A 14,695-nucleotide genomic window follows, 5' to 3' on the forward strand; every position below is an offset into this window, starting at 1 on the left:
TATGTCACAACGCAACCTGGAGATCCTCACCAAGATCATCCTTATTTACAGCATCTTTTTTATAGTCATGAAAGCAGTCATCATTTTTGGCGGCTCCTGGCTCGTGCCCAACCTGCTTTTAATGCTTCCATTCCTCATTCTTGGCGCTATTGCCGGGCTGCAAATCAAACGCAATAATTATTCGTGGTGGCTGGTAGGTATAGGCGCGGCAGTGATCATCATCACCCGGGCTTACGAAACCTCTTTCAGCGTATGGGTGCAGCAGCAAATAGTGAATTAGATTTTTATTACTTCGGAAAAATCCTCTTCTGAAATGCCATTTTTGACACCTTAATCATTCCTGAAACTAACATTTCTTCGGAAGTCTCATGCTTTTTTATTGGTGCCAATCCCTGCTGAAGTATTCCCTTGGCCGGAAGCAAATCTGATCTATTCTCTCCTAAATCCTGCCTGTTCTTTTGCTGAAATTCACCTGGGTTTTTAAATCTCTTCTAACGCCGGTAGACTTTCATTTTAAGAAGAAATTATGAACTTCCTGAAGTAGAGGAGGAAAGGCCGAAAATTCCTCCATCCCCGGAAACACCTGTCAAAAATGCCATTTTTGGAAATAATTTATCAACTATCTTCCTAAATCGGTTTATAATGAGCACTGTTTTACGGATTCCCGTAAGCTTCTTTAACAAAAATTTAATAGCTTTACTGAAGCAGCAGCAGGTTTGTTATGATCCCTTATAGACGGTGGATAATAGCAAGTTCTTGTTGTGAAATAAATTGTTGGCTGCAAGTGTTCAGAAAAAAATAAACTTCTATTTGATGATTAAAAAAATCAAAGAAATTAAAAATCTCGCTGTCTTTAAAAGTTTCGACTGGGATAGTAATTTGAGGGATAAAGGTAATAATGTGATTAATTTCAAACCTATCAATATTTTATATGGTAGAAATTATTCCGGGAAAACCACTCTTTCCAGGATTTTAAGATCACTTGAAGTTGGTGCTATTTCTGATAAATATGAAAACCCAGAATTCCTAGTAAGTTTTGAGGATGGGGAAGATATTTCTCAATCTAAGTTAACAGAACATCAAAGAAAGATTAGAGTTTTCAATGAAGATTTTATCAAAGAAAATTTAAAGTTTATTTCTAATCCCGAAGATAGTGTTTTGCCATTTGCAATTTTGGGAGGAAATAGTTCGCTCGAGACTGAGATTATAGATCTAAAAAAGGAATTAGGTAATGATGAGGAAGAAAAAGAAACAGGACTTATTTAGACTATAAAAAAGCAAAAGAGCAATTAAAAATCAGTCAAGATAATTTTGGACGAGAATCAAAAAAATTAAATGCTCAATTAAGCGACAAAGCAACTGATAGAAAAGTTGGAATAAAATATCAACCAGCTAAATTCGGTGATCAAAATTATTCAATTTCCAAATTAGAAAAAGATATTAAGTCCGTTCAAAAAGAAGATTTTCAAAGAATTGGAAATGACAAAAGTAAAGAACTGCTAATATTACTAGAGGAAAAAATAAAACCAGCAATTCCTGATCCTCAATTCTACAAAACCAAATTTGATGAAATATTAATTCAGACAAAAGAACTTTTAGAAAGAAAGGTTGGGGATTCCGATAGAATTACAGAATTAGTAAAAGATAGTATTCTTAATAGATGGGTCAAAGAAGGAAAAAAATTACACGAAAATAAGTTACAAGAATGTGCCTTTTGCGGGAACGAAATTTCAGATGAAAGATGGGGGAAATTAGATAAACATTTTGATGAAGAATCAGATAAATTAGAATCAGAAATAGATCAATTAATAAGATCAATCGAACTTGAAAAACAGCAATTAGATAATTACCTCGAAATTGACAAGAATAAGTTCTACAGTAAATTTGATAACAAGTTAGAACAGCTAGAAAGAATTAAAATTAATATAATATCAAGAGTTCACAACGAGTTCGATTTACTAAAGAAGGATTTAAAGGAGAGAAAAAATGATATTCTAAATCCTAAAAAAATTACAGCTTTTACAACTAGTGCAAATAGGTTAATCTGGTTAGAAAACTTATACAATAAACTCCGAACAGAATCGAACAACTATTCTTCTTCTCTTAAAAAAGATCAATTACAAGCTCAGGAAGATTTAAGATTAAAAGAAGTTTTTGATTTTCTTGAAACAATAAAATATGATGAAGAATTAGAAACGATAAATGAACTGGAATCAATTTTCGAGACCGATAAAGCAAAAAAAATTGCCATTCTCAATAAAATTGAAGATTTAAAAACATTAATCCTAGATAAGCAAAGATTGATGAATGATGAAGAAAAAGGTGCTTTAAAGGTAAACGAGTTTTTAAATAATTTTTTTGGTCACGAATTTTTAACTCTACAAGCTGTTGAGCATCCAGACGAGAACGAAGAAAAAAAGATAAAATTCGAAATCATACGAGACGGTAAAAAAGCTCATCACTTGAGTGAAGGAGAGTGTAGTTTGATAGCGTTTTGTTATTTTATGGCCAAATTGGATGATGTTGAAACCAAGGGGACAAAACCAATAATTTGGATAGATGATCCAATTTCCAGTTTAGATTCAAACCATATTTTCTTTGTTTACAGCCTAATCAACTCAGAAATAATAGTTAATGATAAATTTGAACAAATTTTTATCTCCACACACAATTTAGACTTTTTAAAATACCTAAAAAGATTACCAAAAGCTCTGATAAAAGAATTTAGTCATTACTTTCTTATTACAAGGGAAAATGATGAAAGTAAAATCTGCGATATGCCAAAATATCTAAAAGATTACGTAACAGAATTTAATTTTCTCTTTCATCAAATTTATCAATGCGCTAAAACAGAATCAGATACTGCAGAACATAGTTTATTCTATAATTTTGCCAACAACACAAGAAAATTCTTAGAAGCATTCTTATTTTACAAATATCCTAATGCTGTCGAAAGGGATGATAAACTAAAAAGATTCTTTGGAGATAATAGCCAAGCTGCTTCAATGACAGATAGAATCAATAATGAATATTCGCACCTAGAAGGATTATTTGAGAGAAGTATGATGCCGATCGATGTTCCAGAAATGAAAAAAACTGCTCAATTTATTCTAAATAAAATTGAAGAGAAAGATCAAGATCAGTATGAAGCATTACTAAAAAGTATTGGAGTTGAAGAAGTTTATTCCGTTTAAACACCAGCAGCCAACATCGGTTCATCGCAAATAACGGGTTTAGAAGAAATAGAGTAATTTTAGAAACCAGGAAAGAAAAAGGTTAAGCCGGCAAATCCGCGTCCCTACTCCCACAACTTGCAATAACCGTAGCCATTGGCGACAATTACAAAACTTCCATTTTAAAATAAATGAAAAAATATTTAAAAGCCTTTGTTAAAGAGATAATACCAATAGTGATCGGAATTTTAATAGCTCTATATCAATAATTGGAATGAGAATAGAAAAGACGAAAATTATATTAATCAAATTTATTCCTCAATCAATAAGGAACTAACTGAAACTAATAAGGATATTATTGAAAAAATTGCTTTGCAGAGATCATTTATTGATACCCTTGATTTTTATTTAAAGGACGACAAGATATCGTTGCTGGATATTACAATTAAAGCTAATGGAATCGATATACCATCAATTAAAATAAATTCATGAAAAGCTATTTCAAATTCAAAAATTGAATTAATGGATTATAACAAAGTGTCTACTTTAGCTAATATTGAAGAACAAAAAGAGATTTTAAAAATGAAAGCTCAGAAATTGGCAGATTTTTTTATTCAAATACTAAAGAAACAGGACTAGCTAAGAAAGAATTTATGAAAATTATGATGTTAGATATTATTCACACAGAAATACCTTTACAGAATGAGGTCGAAAGTATTTTAATTGACTAATGCCTCTTGCCAACAATGCTTATCCAAAAATGGTATTTTAAGAACTGTTCCCTTATGGCTATTTCGGAAGGACCGTGCCACTGATTTCGGTTCAAACAGTGCCACTTTAAAAGATCATGCAATTATATAAAAAATTAATGTTACTCGTTTTTCAGAACTCCTTTTCTTAATGATTCTCCTTTGAGATCTATCCTATGTGAGGAGTTTACTATCCTGTCCAGGATTGCATCAGCAATAGTTCCTTCCCCTATAATATCGTACCATGCAGATACCGGTATTTGAGAGGATAATATGGTAGATGTTTTATTGTATCGGTCATCGATTATATCCATTAAGGTCTCTCTTGCATGATTGTCGAAGGCTTGAAGTCCAAAATCATCAAGGATGAGCAGATCTGCTTTAAGTAGTTTATTTAATTCTTTGAGATAGGTTCCATCAATTTTACTGAGTTTTAACTTCTTAAATAGACGGGCAGTGTTTGAGTAGATGGTTTTATATTCCATCATGCAGGCCTGATGACCTAAGGCCTGTGCTAAATAACTTTTGCCTACTCCGGAGGCACCGGTCAGTATAAGGTTTTCCTTTTTAGCTATAAAATCCAGGGATCCCAGACGAACAAACATGTTCTTGTCGAGGTTACGATTGGAAGAATAGTTCACTTCAGCAAGACTTGCTTTCTGCCTAAAGTTTGCCTGTTTAAAAAGACGATCTATCTTCCGGTTCTGGCGATCCTCCCACTCATGGTCTGTGAGTAGTGCCAGATATTCATCGGCAGTGATATCGTTTAATTGGTTGTTCTTTACATGCTGAAGGTGTAGCTGAGCCATAGCCCCCAGTCGCATTTGTTTTAATTTTTCAATAGTCTGATTGTTATTCATATTTCTGGATTAAAATGATTTATTGATAAGCAGCGGCACCTCTGATGTTTTGATGGGATGGGATATGAGTTTTATCTTCTTCAAGATCCTGATAAAAAAGAGAGCTTTGGTCAAGGTTGTTCTTTAGGATATTCTTGATACGCATATAAGAAGTCGCATCTGCCTGTAAAGCTCTTTTACAAGCATTATCAAGTCTTTTAGAACCGTAAGACTTATGGAGCTGGATAAGGCCCATCACCCGCTTATAGCCTGTTTCAGGATACTCACTGTCAGCAAGTATCTTTTCTACACAATTCACTACGTGAGCTCCGTGAGGAGCGGCTTTGTTTTTAAAGTATTCAGGACTCCAGGAGGTATAACCTTTATGGGTGCTACTTAAATGATCTGTATTTGTATTGTAGCTTCCTTTACTTGGATTTCGATGATGCAGGGCTATTCGAACGTGATTGTAATAAACCTCGACCACAGTTTTGGTATAATGGATCAGGGTCTTTTTACCGATGTAGCGGTAGGGAACACTGTAGTAGCTTTTATCTGGAGAGAAGTATACATATCCCATCTTTTGCACCTTTGCCCGTTTATAGTCTTTGATTTCATAGGCAGATGTTGGCAGGGGTTTTAAGTACTCACGTTCTACTGATTGAAACAGTTCTCTACGGCTGGCTTCCTTTCGCTGGAACAGTAGATTATTATAGCCAACAAGTAAGCGCTTTATCTCCCGGTTTAGATCCTGTAAAGAGAAGAAGGTCATCTCCCGCAGGGGATAGTAAATACGCTGATAAACAAGATGCACTGCATTCTCCACCAGAGCTTTATCCTGCGGTGCATAACTGCGGGTGGGATTGATCACACAGTTATAATGGCGAGCAAAATCTTTAAAGCTCCGATTGATCTCCGGCTCATATTTGCTGGCTCTGGTCACTGCAGATTTTAAGTTGTCTGAGACTATGGCTTTTGGAACACCTCCATAAAACTGTAATGCATTACCACAAGAAGTAATAAGATCCTCCCGTTTTTGGCTTAAGCTAGCCTCTACGTAAGTATACTGGCTGTTGGGAAGAATTGCTATAAATACCTCTACAGGAATGACTTCTCCGGTTTCTTTATTAACGACATGTAATTTTTTACCCGCATAGTCAATGTACATTTCATTACCGGCTTCATGTTCGAGTTTCATGGAACCTTTGACCTTGGCATATTTACGCCGATAATGCTCCATAAACTGCGTATAGCTGTACGGCTGGGAAGCCTGCTGCGCATATTCCTGATAATGGTACAGAAAAGTAAACCCAGGATGATTCCGGGCCTTATTGACCCCCTCAAAATATAGCATCAGTTCATCATGCCGCTCATTATCAATAGTAGTATGTGAAGGAAAAAGCGCACTCAGACGTGCATTGTCAAAGGAAAGTAGTTCTTTAAATGAATAGTCACTGGCCGTGAAAAATTTCATATAGCTGTTGACCGTGTTGCGGGAGATGCCTAGAGTGGTAGCTATCTTACGATTGCTAAAACCATCCAGGCTCAAGGTAATAATTTGTTTTAAGTCCATCGGATCAAGGGTGTTGGCCATATCTTATTACAGTTTTGCAACAAGATATTACTTGATCTTTCAAAGTGGCACAAAACGAACCGATACGACTGGCACAATTTGAGCCGTTATGACTTTCAGTATTGCCAAAAAGTGGCACAATTCAAACCGAAATACCTGGCACTAACCGACCGAAATCACTGGCACAATTCGAACCGAAATAGCCACCTTAAATTTACTTCCATAACAAACAGTTGATTCAACTGGAAGTAAAGTCTTCCTACATACCCCTTTTGATAGACGTGACGTCGGTATTCATACTATTTATGAAGATTAAATATTAAATTAATTGTAGACGAGTTAAGAGCTGCTTACAATGAAGAAAATAAGTTATTTGAAACATTATATCCCCATCAAAAATGACAAAAAACACCTTTGATAGCTTAATGATCGCCACGATTGCTGTAATTCTCGTTATTGTGAGCATTTTGGAAAGGGAAGAATACGGTCCGGTGGCCCTTCTTCCTTTAGTCCTGCTGTTCTTGAGCGGGAAATTGTACTTCAGAGAGCAATAAGGGCGCTGGTATAGGGAATACGTGATTTTGGAATATTTTCAACCGGGAAAAAACCAGAACAGCTACAAGCACCAGGAATTTAAACCTGCCCTAAAATTATGTAATTTTATACGTGGCTAAAAGAGGAACAGGAATGATGAACCCGGATTAAAAAGTGATCAGTGTTCAGTGCTCAGTGGTCAGAAAGTTTGATTAAAAAAAGCTTAAGAGGAATAATACATAAAAAATATTCGTGTATTGTTGGCTACAAGAGGAACAGGAATGATGAACCCGGATTAAAAAGTGATCAGTGTTCAGTGCTCAGTGGTCAGAAAGTTTGATTAAAAAAAGCTTAAGAGGAATAATACATGAAAAATATTCGTGTATTGGTGGCTAAAAGAGGAACAGGAATGATGAACCTGGTTTAAAAAGTGCTCAGTGCTCAGAAAGTTTGATTAAAAAAGCTTAAGAGGAATAATACATAAAAAATATTCGTGTATTGGTGGCTAAAAGAGGAACAGGAATAATGAGCCAGTATTTAAAAGTGCTCAGTGCTCAGAAAGTTTATAGAAAAGCTTAAGAGGAGTAATACATAAAAAATATTTGTGAATTCGTGGCTAAAAGAGGAACAGGAATGATGAACCTGGTTTAAAAAGTGCTCATTGATCAGAAGGTTTGGTGAAAAATCTTCAGCTGATAAACATAGAGCAGAGTAAATAAAAAATATTTGTGTATTCGTGGCCTTTGCTTTGTTAGCGTAATATTCAATATAGGGTTCCAAAAATGCCATTTTTGACACCTCATATTTCCGGGGTAGTGGAGATACTTCAGCAGTTGGTAAAGCCGCAATCTGCTTCCGCCAAGAGGGAAATTTTCTCTTCAGAGCTTTCAGAAGGGATTTAAATCTCCGTTTTCTTCAATTCTTCCGCAGAAATAAAGCAGAGATTCAGATTAAATCATTAAAAAATGAACGTTCATTCTTTTTTTGTATCTTTGCCCTTCAATTGAATATGAAAACAGTTTCAAAAAGTCAGATAAAGCGCGATGCTTTGCTAAAAGCAACTATATGCCTGGTAAACAATAACGGTTTCCACGCAACTCCCATGTCTAAAATTGCCAAAATGGCCAATGTTTCCCCGGCCACCATTTACCTGTATTTTAAGAATAAGCAGGATTTGGCAAATCAGGCATATATTGAGGTGAAAAGTTCTTTCAGCAATTGCGCTTTCAAAGATTATGAGCCCAATATGGGGGTAGAAGAGGGGTTTAAAAAGATTTGGATGAACATTGCCACTTTTAAACTAAAAGAGGTTGACCATGCCATGTTCCTTTCCCAATGCGATAACACGCCCATGATAGATGAAGAGAGCAGGCAGGAAGGCCTAAAGCACCTGCAACCGCTTATTGCGCTGTGGGAGCGTGGTAAAGAGGAAGGCCTTGTGAAACCTTTTTCGCCTTTTATTTTATATGCTTTTACAGTTTATCCCATCAGCTTTCTTCTCAACACCGAGATGAAAGGCTGGTGCAAAGTAGATAAACCGGCGCTTGAAAGGGCTTATTCCGCAGCCTGGGACGCTATTAAACTTTAATTTTTCAGAAGTAAGAAGCAGGGAAATTTTTTTCCGTCAAAAAAAGAATGAACATTCATTAATATATAATCAAAACTATGGAATTATTAGATAAACTCAATTGGCGCTACGCCACCAAAGCAATGAACGGCGAGAAAGTGCCACAGGAAAAGATCGATGCTATTTTAGAAGCGGCTTCGCTGGCCCCAACTTCCAGCGGATTGCAGCCTTTCGAGATCCTGGTGATCACAAACCCCGAGCTTAAGAAAAAGATAAGGGCTATCGCCTGGGACCAGTCGGTAGTGACCGATTGTTCACATCTGCTCGTTTTTGCTGCCTGGGATACTTATACCGAAGACCGTATCAACAAGGTTTTTGACCATACCAACGAGGTACGCGGCTTCAAAAATGAAGGATTTGAGAATTACCGCCAGAAGTTGCTTGGCCATTATCCGCAACGGGAAGTTGCCGAAAACTTCAATCACGCTGCCCGCCAGGCTTATATCGCCTTTTCACAGGCTATTACTGCCGCTGCTTTTGAAGGGGTAGACAGCACGCCAATGGAAGGTTTTGACGAGGCCGCTCTTGATGAGATCCTCAACCTTCGCGAAAAAGGGCTTAAGAGCTGTGTGATCCTGCCGCTTGGCTATCGCGATACTGATAATGACTGGCTTGCCGGTTTGGCCAAGGTGCGCAAACCCAAAGAAGATTTGATCACAGTTCTTGACTAATCCTGAAAAACTATTTATGAGAAATTTTGATTTTAAGAACCCTACGAAAATTATCTTCGGAAAAGGGCAGATACCTAAACTGAAAGAAGAACTTCCCGAAAATGCCAAAATCCTCATGCTTTATGGCGGCGGAAGTATTAAACGCAACGGAATTTACGAGCAGGTAAAGGAGGCAATTTCCGGCTTTGAAGTAGTAGAGTTTGGTGGCATTCCTGCAAACCCCGAATATGAAGTTCTGATGAAAGCCCTAAAGGTGATTAAGGAAGAGAATATCACGTTCCTGCTGGCTGTGGGAGGAGGATCGGTCATAGACGGAACAAAATTTTTGGCCTCTGCAGCTTTGTATGAAGGAGATGAACCATGGGAAATCCTAACGCAGAAAGTGCCAACTACTAAAGCAATGCCTTTTGGTACGGTGCTTACGTTGCCTGCCACGGGTTCAGAAATGAATTCGGGTGCCGTAATTACCCGCGAGGAAACCAAAGAGAAGTTGGGCATGGGCGGCCCGGGATTGTTTCCGGTGTTCTCTATTCTCGATCCGGAAGTGATAAAGTCCATCCCATCGCGCCAGCTCGTTAACGGCATCACCGATGCGTTTACCCACGTGCTGGAACAATACATGACCTATCCCAGCGGCGCGTATTTGCAGGACAGGTTTGCTGAAAGCATTATGCAGACGCTTATTGAGGTTGGGCCAAAGATTTTGAACGATCCTTCAGATTATACTGCGGCGTCAAATTTCATGTGGAGCTGCACCATGGCCCTTAACGGACTCATTCAAAAAGGTGTACCTACAGACTGGGCTGTGCATGCGATGGGCCACGAGCTCACCGCTCTTTATGGAATTGATCATGCCCGCACCCTTGCGGTGATTGCACCGAGTCATTACAGGTTCAACTTTGAGGCCAAGAAAGAAAAACTGGCGCAGTATGCCGAAAGGGTCTGGAACATCACCGAAAGTTCTGTAGATCACAAAGCCTCGGCCGCTATAGACAGGACTGAAGCATTCTTCAATCAGATGGGCATTGACACCAAATTGTCAGCCTATACCGAAGATTACCAGGGTACTGCCGAAGAGATCAACAAAAGGTTCACCGACAGAGGCTGGACAGGCCTGGGTGAACACCAGTCCCTCACCCCCGCCAATGTAGAAGAGATCGTAAAAATGGCCTATTAGAAAGGCATTTACAGGAAGCCCAATTCCACTAGGAATGGCATCCAATCCCGAAGGATTTAGGATAAAATCCTTCGTAAGTTAAACTCCTGTAATTCCCAATAACGATCGTAAAGATTGATATTTTCACATATCCAAAAGCCTTCTGTGCAAACAGAAGGCTTTTTTGATGATTGGCCGTACGACCCCTTCGGGGTCAAACATTTTCATTGAAATGAATGTTTCAATAATATTGTTGATTAGACCCCGAAGGGGTCAAATATTTCTAGATTTGTACAATCCAGTTAGCAACGACCCCGAAGGGGCCGCATATTTAATCCGCAATGAAAAACAAAAAAACCTATCTGGCAGAGGTTTACCTGAATGGTCAATGGATGCCGCCACAGGAAGCGACGGTTTCGGTATTTGACCGGGGTTTTATGTTTGGGGACGGCATCTACGAGGTCACGCCATTTTACCACGGCAAACCCTTTCGGCTGCAGGATCATCTGGACCGGCTGAAGTATTGCCTGGAACAAATAAAAATTCCATTCGATATTAGCATTTTAGAACCTCTTATGCTGGAAGCCATCTCCCGCTCCAGACTGGCAACTTCAGATGCTGCGGTTTACATTCAGATTAGCCGTGGTGCTGCACCGCGAAACCATTATTTTCCTGATAATCCCAAACCCAATTTTTTAATGTATGCTTTCCCGGTGGAGCTGGAGAATTTTAGCGGGAAACGGTGGAAAGTTATGGTTTCTGAAGATTTCAGGTGGCAACGCTGTGATATAAAATCTACTGCACTGCTGGCGAATACCATGATGAAGGATGACGCAATTTCAGATGGCTATAACGAAAACCTACTGGTGCGGGATGGTTATTTTACCGAAGGTTCCCATTCAACTGCTTTTTTTGTAAGCAAAGGAATCGTCTTCACACATCCCGAAGGCCCTCACATTCTCTCTGGCATCACCCGTAAGGTTGTTCTGGAAATATGCCGGGACCTGGGAATTGGATATAAAGAAGAGGCCCTTGCGCTGGAAAGGATTTCAGAAGTTGAAGAGGTCTTCCTCACCGGTACCACCACCCAAATCACCGTAGTTTCATCGTTACATCTAAAAGGAAAGGAAATCTTTACCTCTCAAAAAGGGCAAATTACGGCACGGCTTCAGGAGGAATTTTTGAAAAGAACCAGAGGTTAATTACTATATTTTAAACAGCAATAAACAAGCCCCAAATTCAAAAAATTTTAGTCCCCTGCTCCGGTGGGGTGGCCGCAGGTCGGGGTGGGAGGGGATTCAGGATTTAAATATTCAAAATTTTAAATTTAGACATAATCCCTTATCGATACCTGCATCTGTGAAATCTGCCAAATCTGCGCTAAATTACCGGATTAAAAAGGGGTAGAAATTACCAGATCCTAATCTTCAGGAAATCAGAAATCTGCAAATGATTCTTAATTCAAAAGCTTAAGTTGTAACATGATATATTTCTCATTTTTGATCGTATCTTTGCAGCCGCTTTGAAGAGCCTCTTTTCTCAAAACCTCACAGGTTTTGGAATCCTGTGAGGTTTGACGATGAAAAATTGAAGTATGAGAACAAAGTCATTAAAAAAGAACAGGATCAACGTGATCACCCTTGGCTGCAGTAAGAACGTCTACGACAGCGAGGTGCTTATGGGCCAGCTGAAGGCGAACAACAAAGATGTGGTGCATGAGCAGGAGGGGAATATCGTGGTGATCAACACCTGTGGCTTTATTGACAATGCAAAAGAGCAGTCTGTAAATACCATTTTAGAGTATGTAGAACTGAAGGAGCAGGGAGAAGTTGATAAAGTTTTTGTTACCGGATGTCTTAGCGAGCGCTACAAACCCGATCTTGTTAAGGAGATCCCCAATGTGGATCAATATTTCGGAACTACCGAATTGCCTGAACTGCTTGCCGCTCTTGAAGCCGATTACAAGCACGAACTTATTGGGGAACGTTTAACCACGACTCCAAAGAATTACGCTTACCTCAAGATCGCCGAAGGTTGTGACCGGCCGTGTTCTTTTTGTGCAATTCCGTTCATGCGCGGGAAACACAGATCCACTCCTATCGAGAACCTGGTAGAGGAAGCCCGCAAGCTTGCTGCCCAGGGCGTGAAGGAACTTATACTTATTGCGCAGGATCTGACGTACTACGGACTCGATCTCTATAAAAAGCGAAATCTGGCCGAACTTCTTGAAAACCTGGTGAAGGTGGAGGGAATTGAATGGATCAGGTTGCACTACGCTTTCCCAACAGGTTTTCCTATGGATGTACTGGAGGTGATGAAGCGGGAGCCTAAGATCTGTAACTATCTGGATATTCCGTTGCAACATATTTCGGATGATTTGCTGAAGTCTATGCGCCGCGGAACCACCCATGAAAAAACAACGAATTTGCTGAAGGAATTCCGTGCTAAGGTGACAGAAATGGCAATTAGAACCACACTTATTGTAGGATATCCCGGAGAAACTGAAGCTCATTTTGAAGAGCTGAAGCAGTGGGTGAAAGACATGCGTTTTGAGCGCCTGGGCTGTTTCACCTATTCGCACGAAGAAAATACGCATGCTTACAATCTTGAAGACGATGTGCCACAGGAGGTAAAGCAGGAAAGAGCCAATGAGATCATGGAAATTCAGTCGCAGATCTCCTGGGAACTGAATCAGCAGAAAATAGGGCAGACCTTCAACGTTGTTATTGACCGGAAAGAAGGCGAAAACTACGTGGGAAGAACCGAACATGATTCCCCCGATGTTGATAATGAAGTGCTGATCGATGCTACCAAAATATACCTGAAGACAGGAGAGTTTTACGAAGTAAAGATCACAGATGCCGCCGATTTTGACCTTTTTGGAGAACCGGTGAATGTGAATGTGGAGAAACCAAAGCGGAAGGAACTTTTTAAAAAAGTGATCCAGTAATTAGAAGGTAGATTTTAGAAGTACAAATTAGAATTAATACAGGGGCTAAACCTGAAAAGCTATTTGACTTTCTGTTTTCTTAAACAGGATTTTTGCCACGAATCCACGAATAAATTTTTTGAAGTAAAATTTTAAACCTAACAGGTCTCAAAGACCTGTTAGGTTTGTGGTGTTTAATAGTATTTAAAAGTTCCCGTAAGACCTACAAGGTTTTGGAAACCTTGCAGGTCTGCGAGCTAACTAACAACTGAAACTCAATACTCAATACTAATTTCTCAATACTAAGCAACACTTATCTCTTCCGTCAAATAAACCTCCTGAACGCTTCTTAAAATCTCAACGCCATCTTTTAACGGCCGCTGAAATGCTTTCCGGCCCATAATTAATCCGCTGCCGCCGGCGCGTTTGTTGATCACAGCTGTTTTTACTGCTGACTTAAAATCTGAGTCGCCCTCTGAGCCACCGCCGCTGTTAATGAGTCCGATTTTGCCCATGTAGCAGTTCGCTACCTGCAGGCGGCACAGGTCAATGGGATGATCTGTAGAAAGGCTTTCATACATTTCTTCGGAATGTTTGGCAAAGTTGATGTCCTGAAATCCGAAATTGGTGGTGGGCAGTTTTTGTTTGATAACATCAGCCTTGATAGTAACGCCAATATGGTTGGCCTGCCCGGTAAGATCGGCGGCAGAATGGTAATCTTTTCCGTCCTTTTTGAAGGCTGAATTTCGGGTGTAGCACCAAAGAATTGTGGCCATTCCCAGTTGATGTGCTTCCTCAAAAGCTGCTGCTACTTCCTGAATTTGCCTTGTACTTTCTTCACTTCCGAAGTAAATAGTAGCGCCAATTGCCGTCGCGCCCATGTCCCAGGCTTCTTTCACGCTTCCGAAGGGAATCTGGTCATATTTATTGGGATAGGTGAGTAGTTCGTTGTGGTTGATCTTTACCACAAATGGAATTTTATGGGCGTATTTACGCGCGTGTAAAGCCAGGCCGCCAAAAGTGGAGGCAACCCCGTTACAACCCGCTTCAATAGCAAGTTTGACAATGTTTTCGGGATCAAAATAATCTTTGTTCTTGTAAAAAGAAGCTGCGGCACTGTGCTCAATCCCCTGGTCTACAGGAAGAATGTTGAGGTATCCTGTACCGCCAAGGGCACCGTGATTGTACAACTGCGCCAGACTTTTCAAAACCTGGGGGCTGCGGTCACTTTCAGCAAAATTTTCGACACTATTAGGTCCCGGAACGGTCAATCTCTCTTTTGGGATCTTTTTGCTAGTATGCTCCAGTAAATTTGAAGCATCATCTCCAAGAATTTCTGTGATCTTATTTATATAACTCATAATTAGAGGGTTTTTATTGGCTATGAGTCTGAAGTTAAGATTTTTAAGGAAGAAGGCTTTGCTGGCGCTTCTTAAAATATGTA

The 14,695-nt window shown here is 39.4% G+C and carries 12 protein-coding genes; 9 read left to right on the top strand and 3 right to left on the bottom strand.

The features are described 5' to 3' along the window. Position 1 precedes the first annotated feature (1 nt). From V5739_RS13130 to V5739_RS13140, 3 genes are all read left to right on the top strand, one after another. The gene (locus V5739_RS13130) at positions 2 to 280 is read left to right on the top strand and encodes a hypothetical protein (protein WP_423818525.1); all 279 of its coding nucleotides are present in this window, start codon (positions 2 to 4) and stop codon (positions 278 to 280) included. Between the two features lie 494 nt (positions 281 to 774). Further along, positions 775 to 1,266: an AAA family ATPase gene (locus V5739_RS13135; RefSeq protein WP_423818526.1), complete on the top strand. Its 492-nt coding sequence runs from the start codon at positions 775 to 777 to the stop codon at positions 1,264 to 1,266. Between the two features lie 29 nt (positions 1,267 to 1,295). Then, positions 1,296 to 3,194, top strand: coding sequence for an AAA family ATPase (locus tag V5739_RS13140; protein WP_423820480.1), 1,899 nt, complete (start codon positions 1,296 to 1,298; stop codon positions 3,192 to 3,194). An 850-nt stretch (positions 3,195 to 4,044) separates the two neighbouring features. On the opposite strand, the gene istB is transcribed toward V5739_RS13140, so the two are convergent. Continuing rightward, the gene (istB, locus tag V5739_RS13145) at positions 4,045 to 4,782 is read right to left on the bottom strand and encodes an IS21-like element helper ATPase IstB (protein WP_345597689.1); all 738 of its coding nucleotides are present in this window, start codon (positions 4,780 to 4,782) and stop codon (positions 4,045 to 4,047) included. 19 nt (positions 4,783 to 4,801) lie between these two features. Continuing rightward, on the bottom strand, positions 4,802 to 6,355 hold the full coding sequence (gene istA / locus V5739_RS13150; RefSeq protein ID WP_423818527.1) for an IS21 family transposase: 1,554 nt from the start codon (positions 6,353 to 6,355) through the stop codon (positions 4,802 to 4,804). 377 nt (positions 6,356 to 6,732) lie between these two features. Between istA and V5739_RS13155 the strand changes: the two genes are divergently transcribed. The 6 genes from V5739_RS13155 (at position 6,733) to rimO (ending at position 13,272) form a co-directional block, all read left to right on the top strand. Further along, positions 6,733 to 6,888 (top strand): hypothetical protein, encoded by a 156-nt coding sequence (locus tag V5739_RS13155; protein ID WP_423818528.1) that lies wholly within the window; start codon positions 6,733 to 6,735, stop codon positions 6,886 to 6,888. A gap of 989 nt (positions 6,889 to 7,877) precedes the next feature. Continuing rightward, positions 7,878 to 8,456 (top strand): TetR/AcrR family transcriptional regulator, encoded by a 579-nt coding sequence (locus V5739_RS13160; protein ID WP_423818529.1) that lies wholly within the window; start codon positions 7,878 to 7,880, stop codon positions 8,454 to 8,456. A 77-nt stretch (positions 8,457 to 8,533) separates the two neighbouring features. Continuing rightward, entirely contained in the window at positions 8,534 to 9,166 is a 633-nt protein-coding gene (locus V5739_RS13165; protein WP_423818530.1) for an NAD(P)H-dependent oxidoreductase, read from the top strand. A gap of 16 nt (positions 9,167 to 9,182) precedes the next feature. Continuing rightward, positions 9,183 to 10,343: an iron-containing alcohol dehydrogenase gene (locus tag V5739_RS13170; RefSeq protein ID WP_423818531.1), complete on the top strand. Its 1,161-nt coding sequence runs from the start codon at positions 9,183 to 9,185 to the stop codon at positions 10,341 to 10,343. A 320-nt stretch (positions 10,344 to 10,663) separates the two neighbouring features. Continuing rightward, positions 10,664 to 11,524, top strand: coding sequence for an aminotransferase class IV (locus tag V5739_RS13175; protein WP_423818532.1), 861 nt, complete (start codon positions 10,664 to 10,666; stop codon positions 11,522 to 11,524). Between the two features lie 392 nt (positions 11,525 to 11,916). Next, on the top strand, positions 11,917 to 13,272 hold the full coding sequence (rimO, locus tag V5739_RS13180) for a 30S ribosomal protein S12 methylthiotransferase RimO (protein WP_423818533.1): 1,356 nt from the start codon (positions 11,917 to 11,919) through the stop codon (positions 13,270 to 13,272). Positions 13,273 to 13,553: 281 nt separating this feature from the next. Here rimO and V5739_RS13185 read toward each other — a convergent pair whose 3' ends face one another. Then, the gene (locus V5739_RS13185; protein WP_423818534.1) at positions 13,554 to 14,612 is read right to left on the bottom strand and encodes a class I fructose-bisphosphate aldolase; all 1,059 of its coding nucleotides are present in this window, start codon (positions 14,610 to 14,612) and stop codon (positions 13,554 to 13,556) included. Positions 14,613 to 14,695 lie beyond the last annotated feature (83 nt).

This window comes from Salinimicrobium sp. TIG7-5_MAKvit (assembly GCF_049569215.1).
Taxonomy (GTDB): domain Bacteria; phylum Bacteroidota; class Bacteroidia; order Flavobacteriales; family Flavobacteriaceae; genus Salinimicrobium; species Salinimicrobium profundisediminis.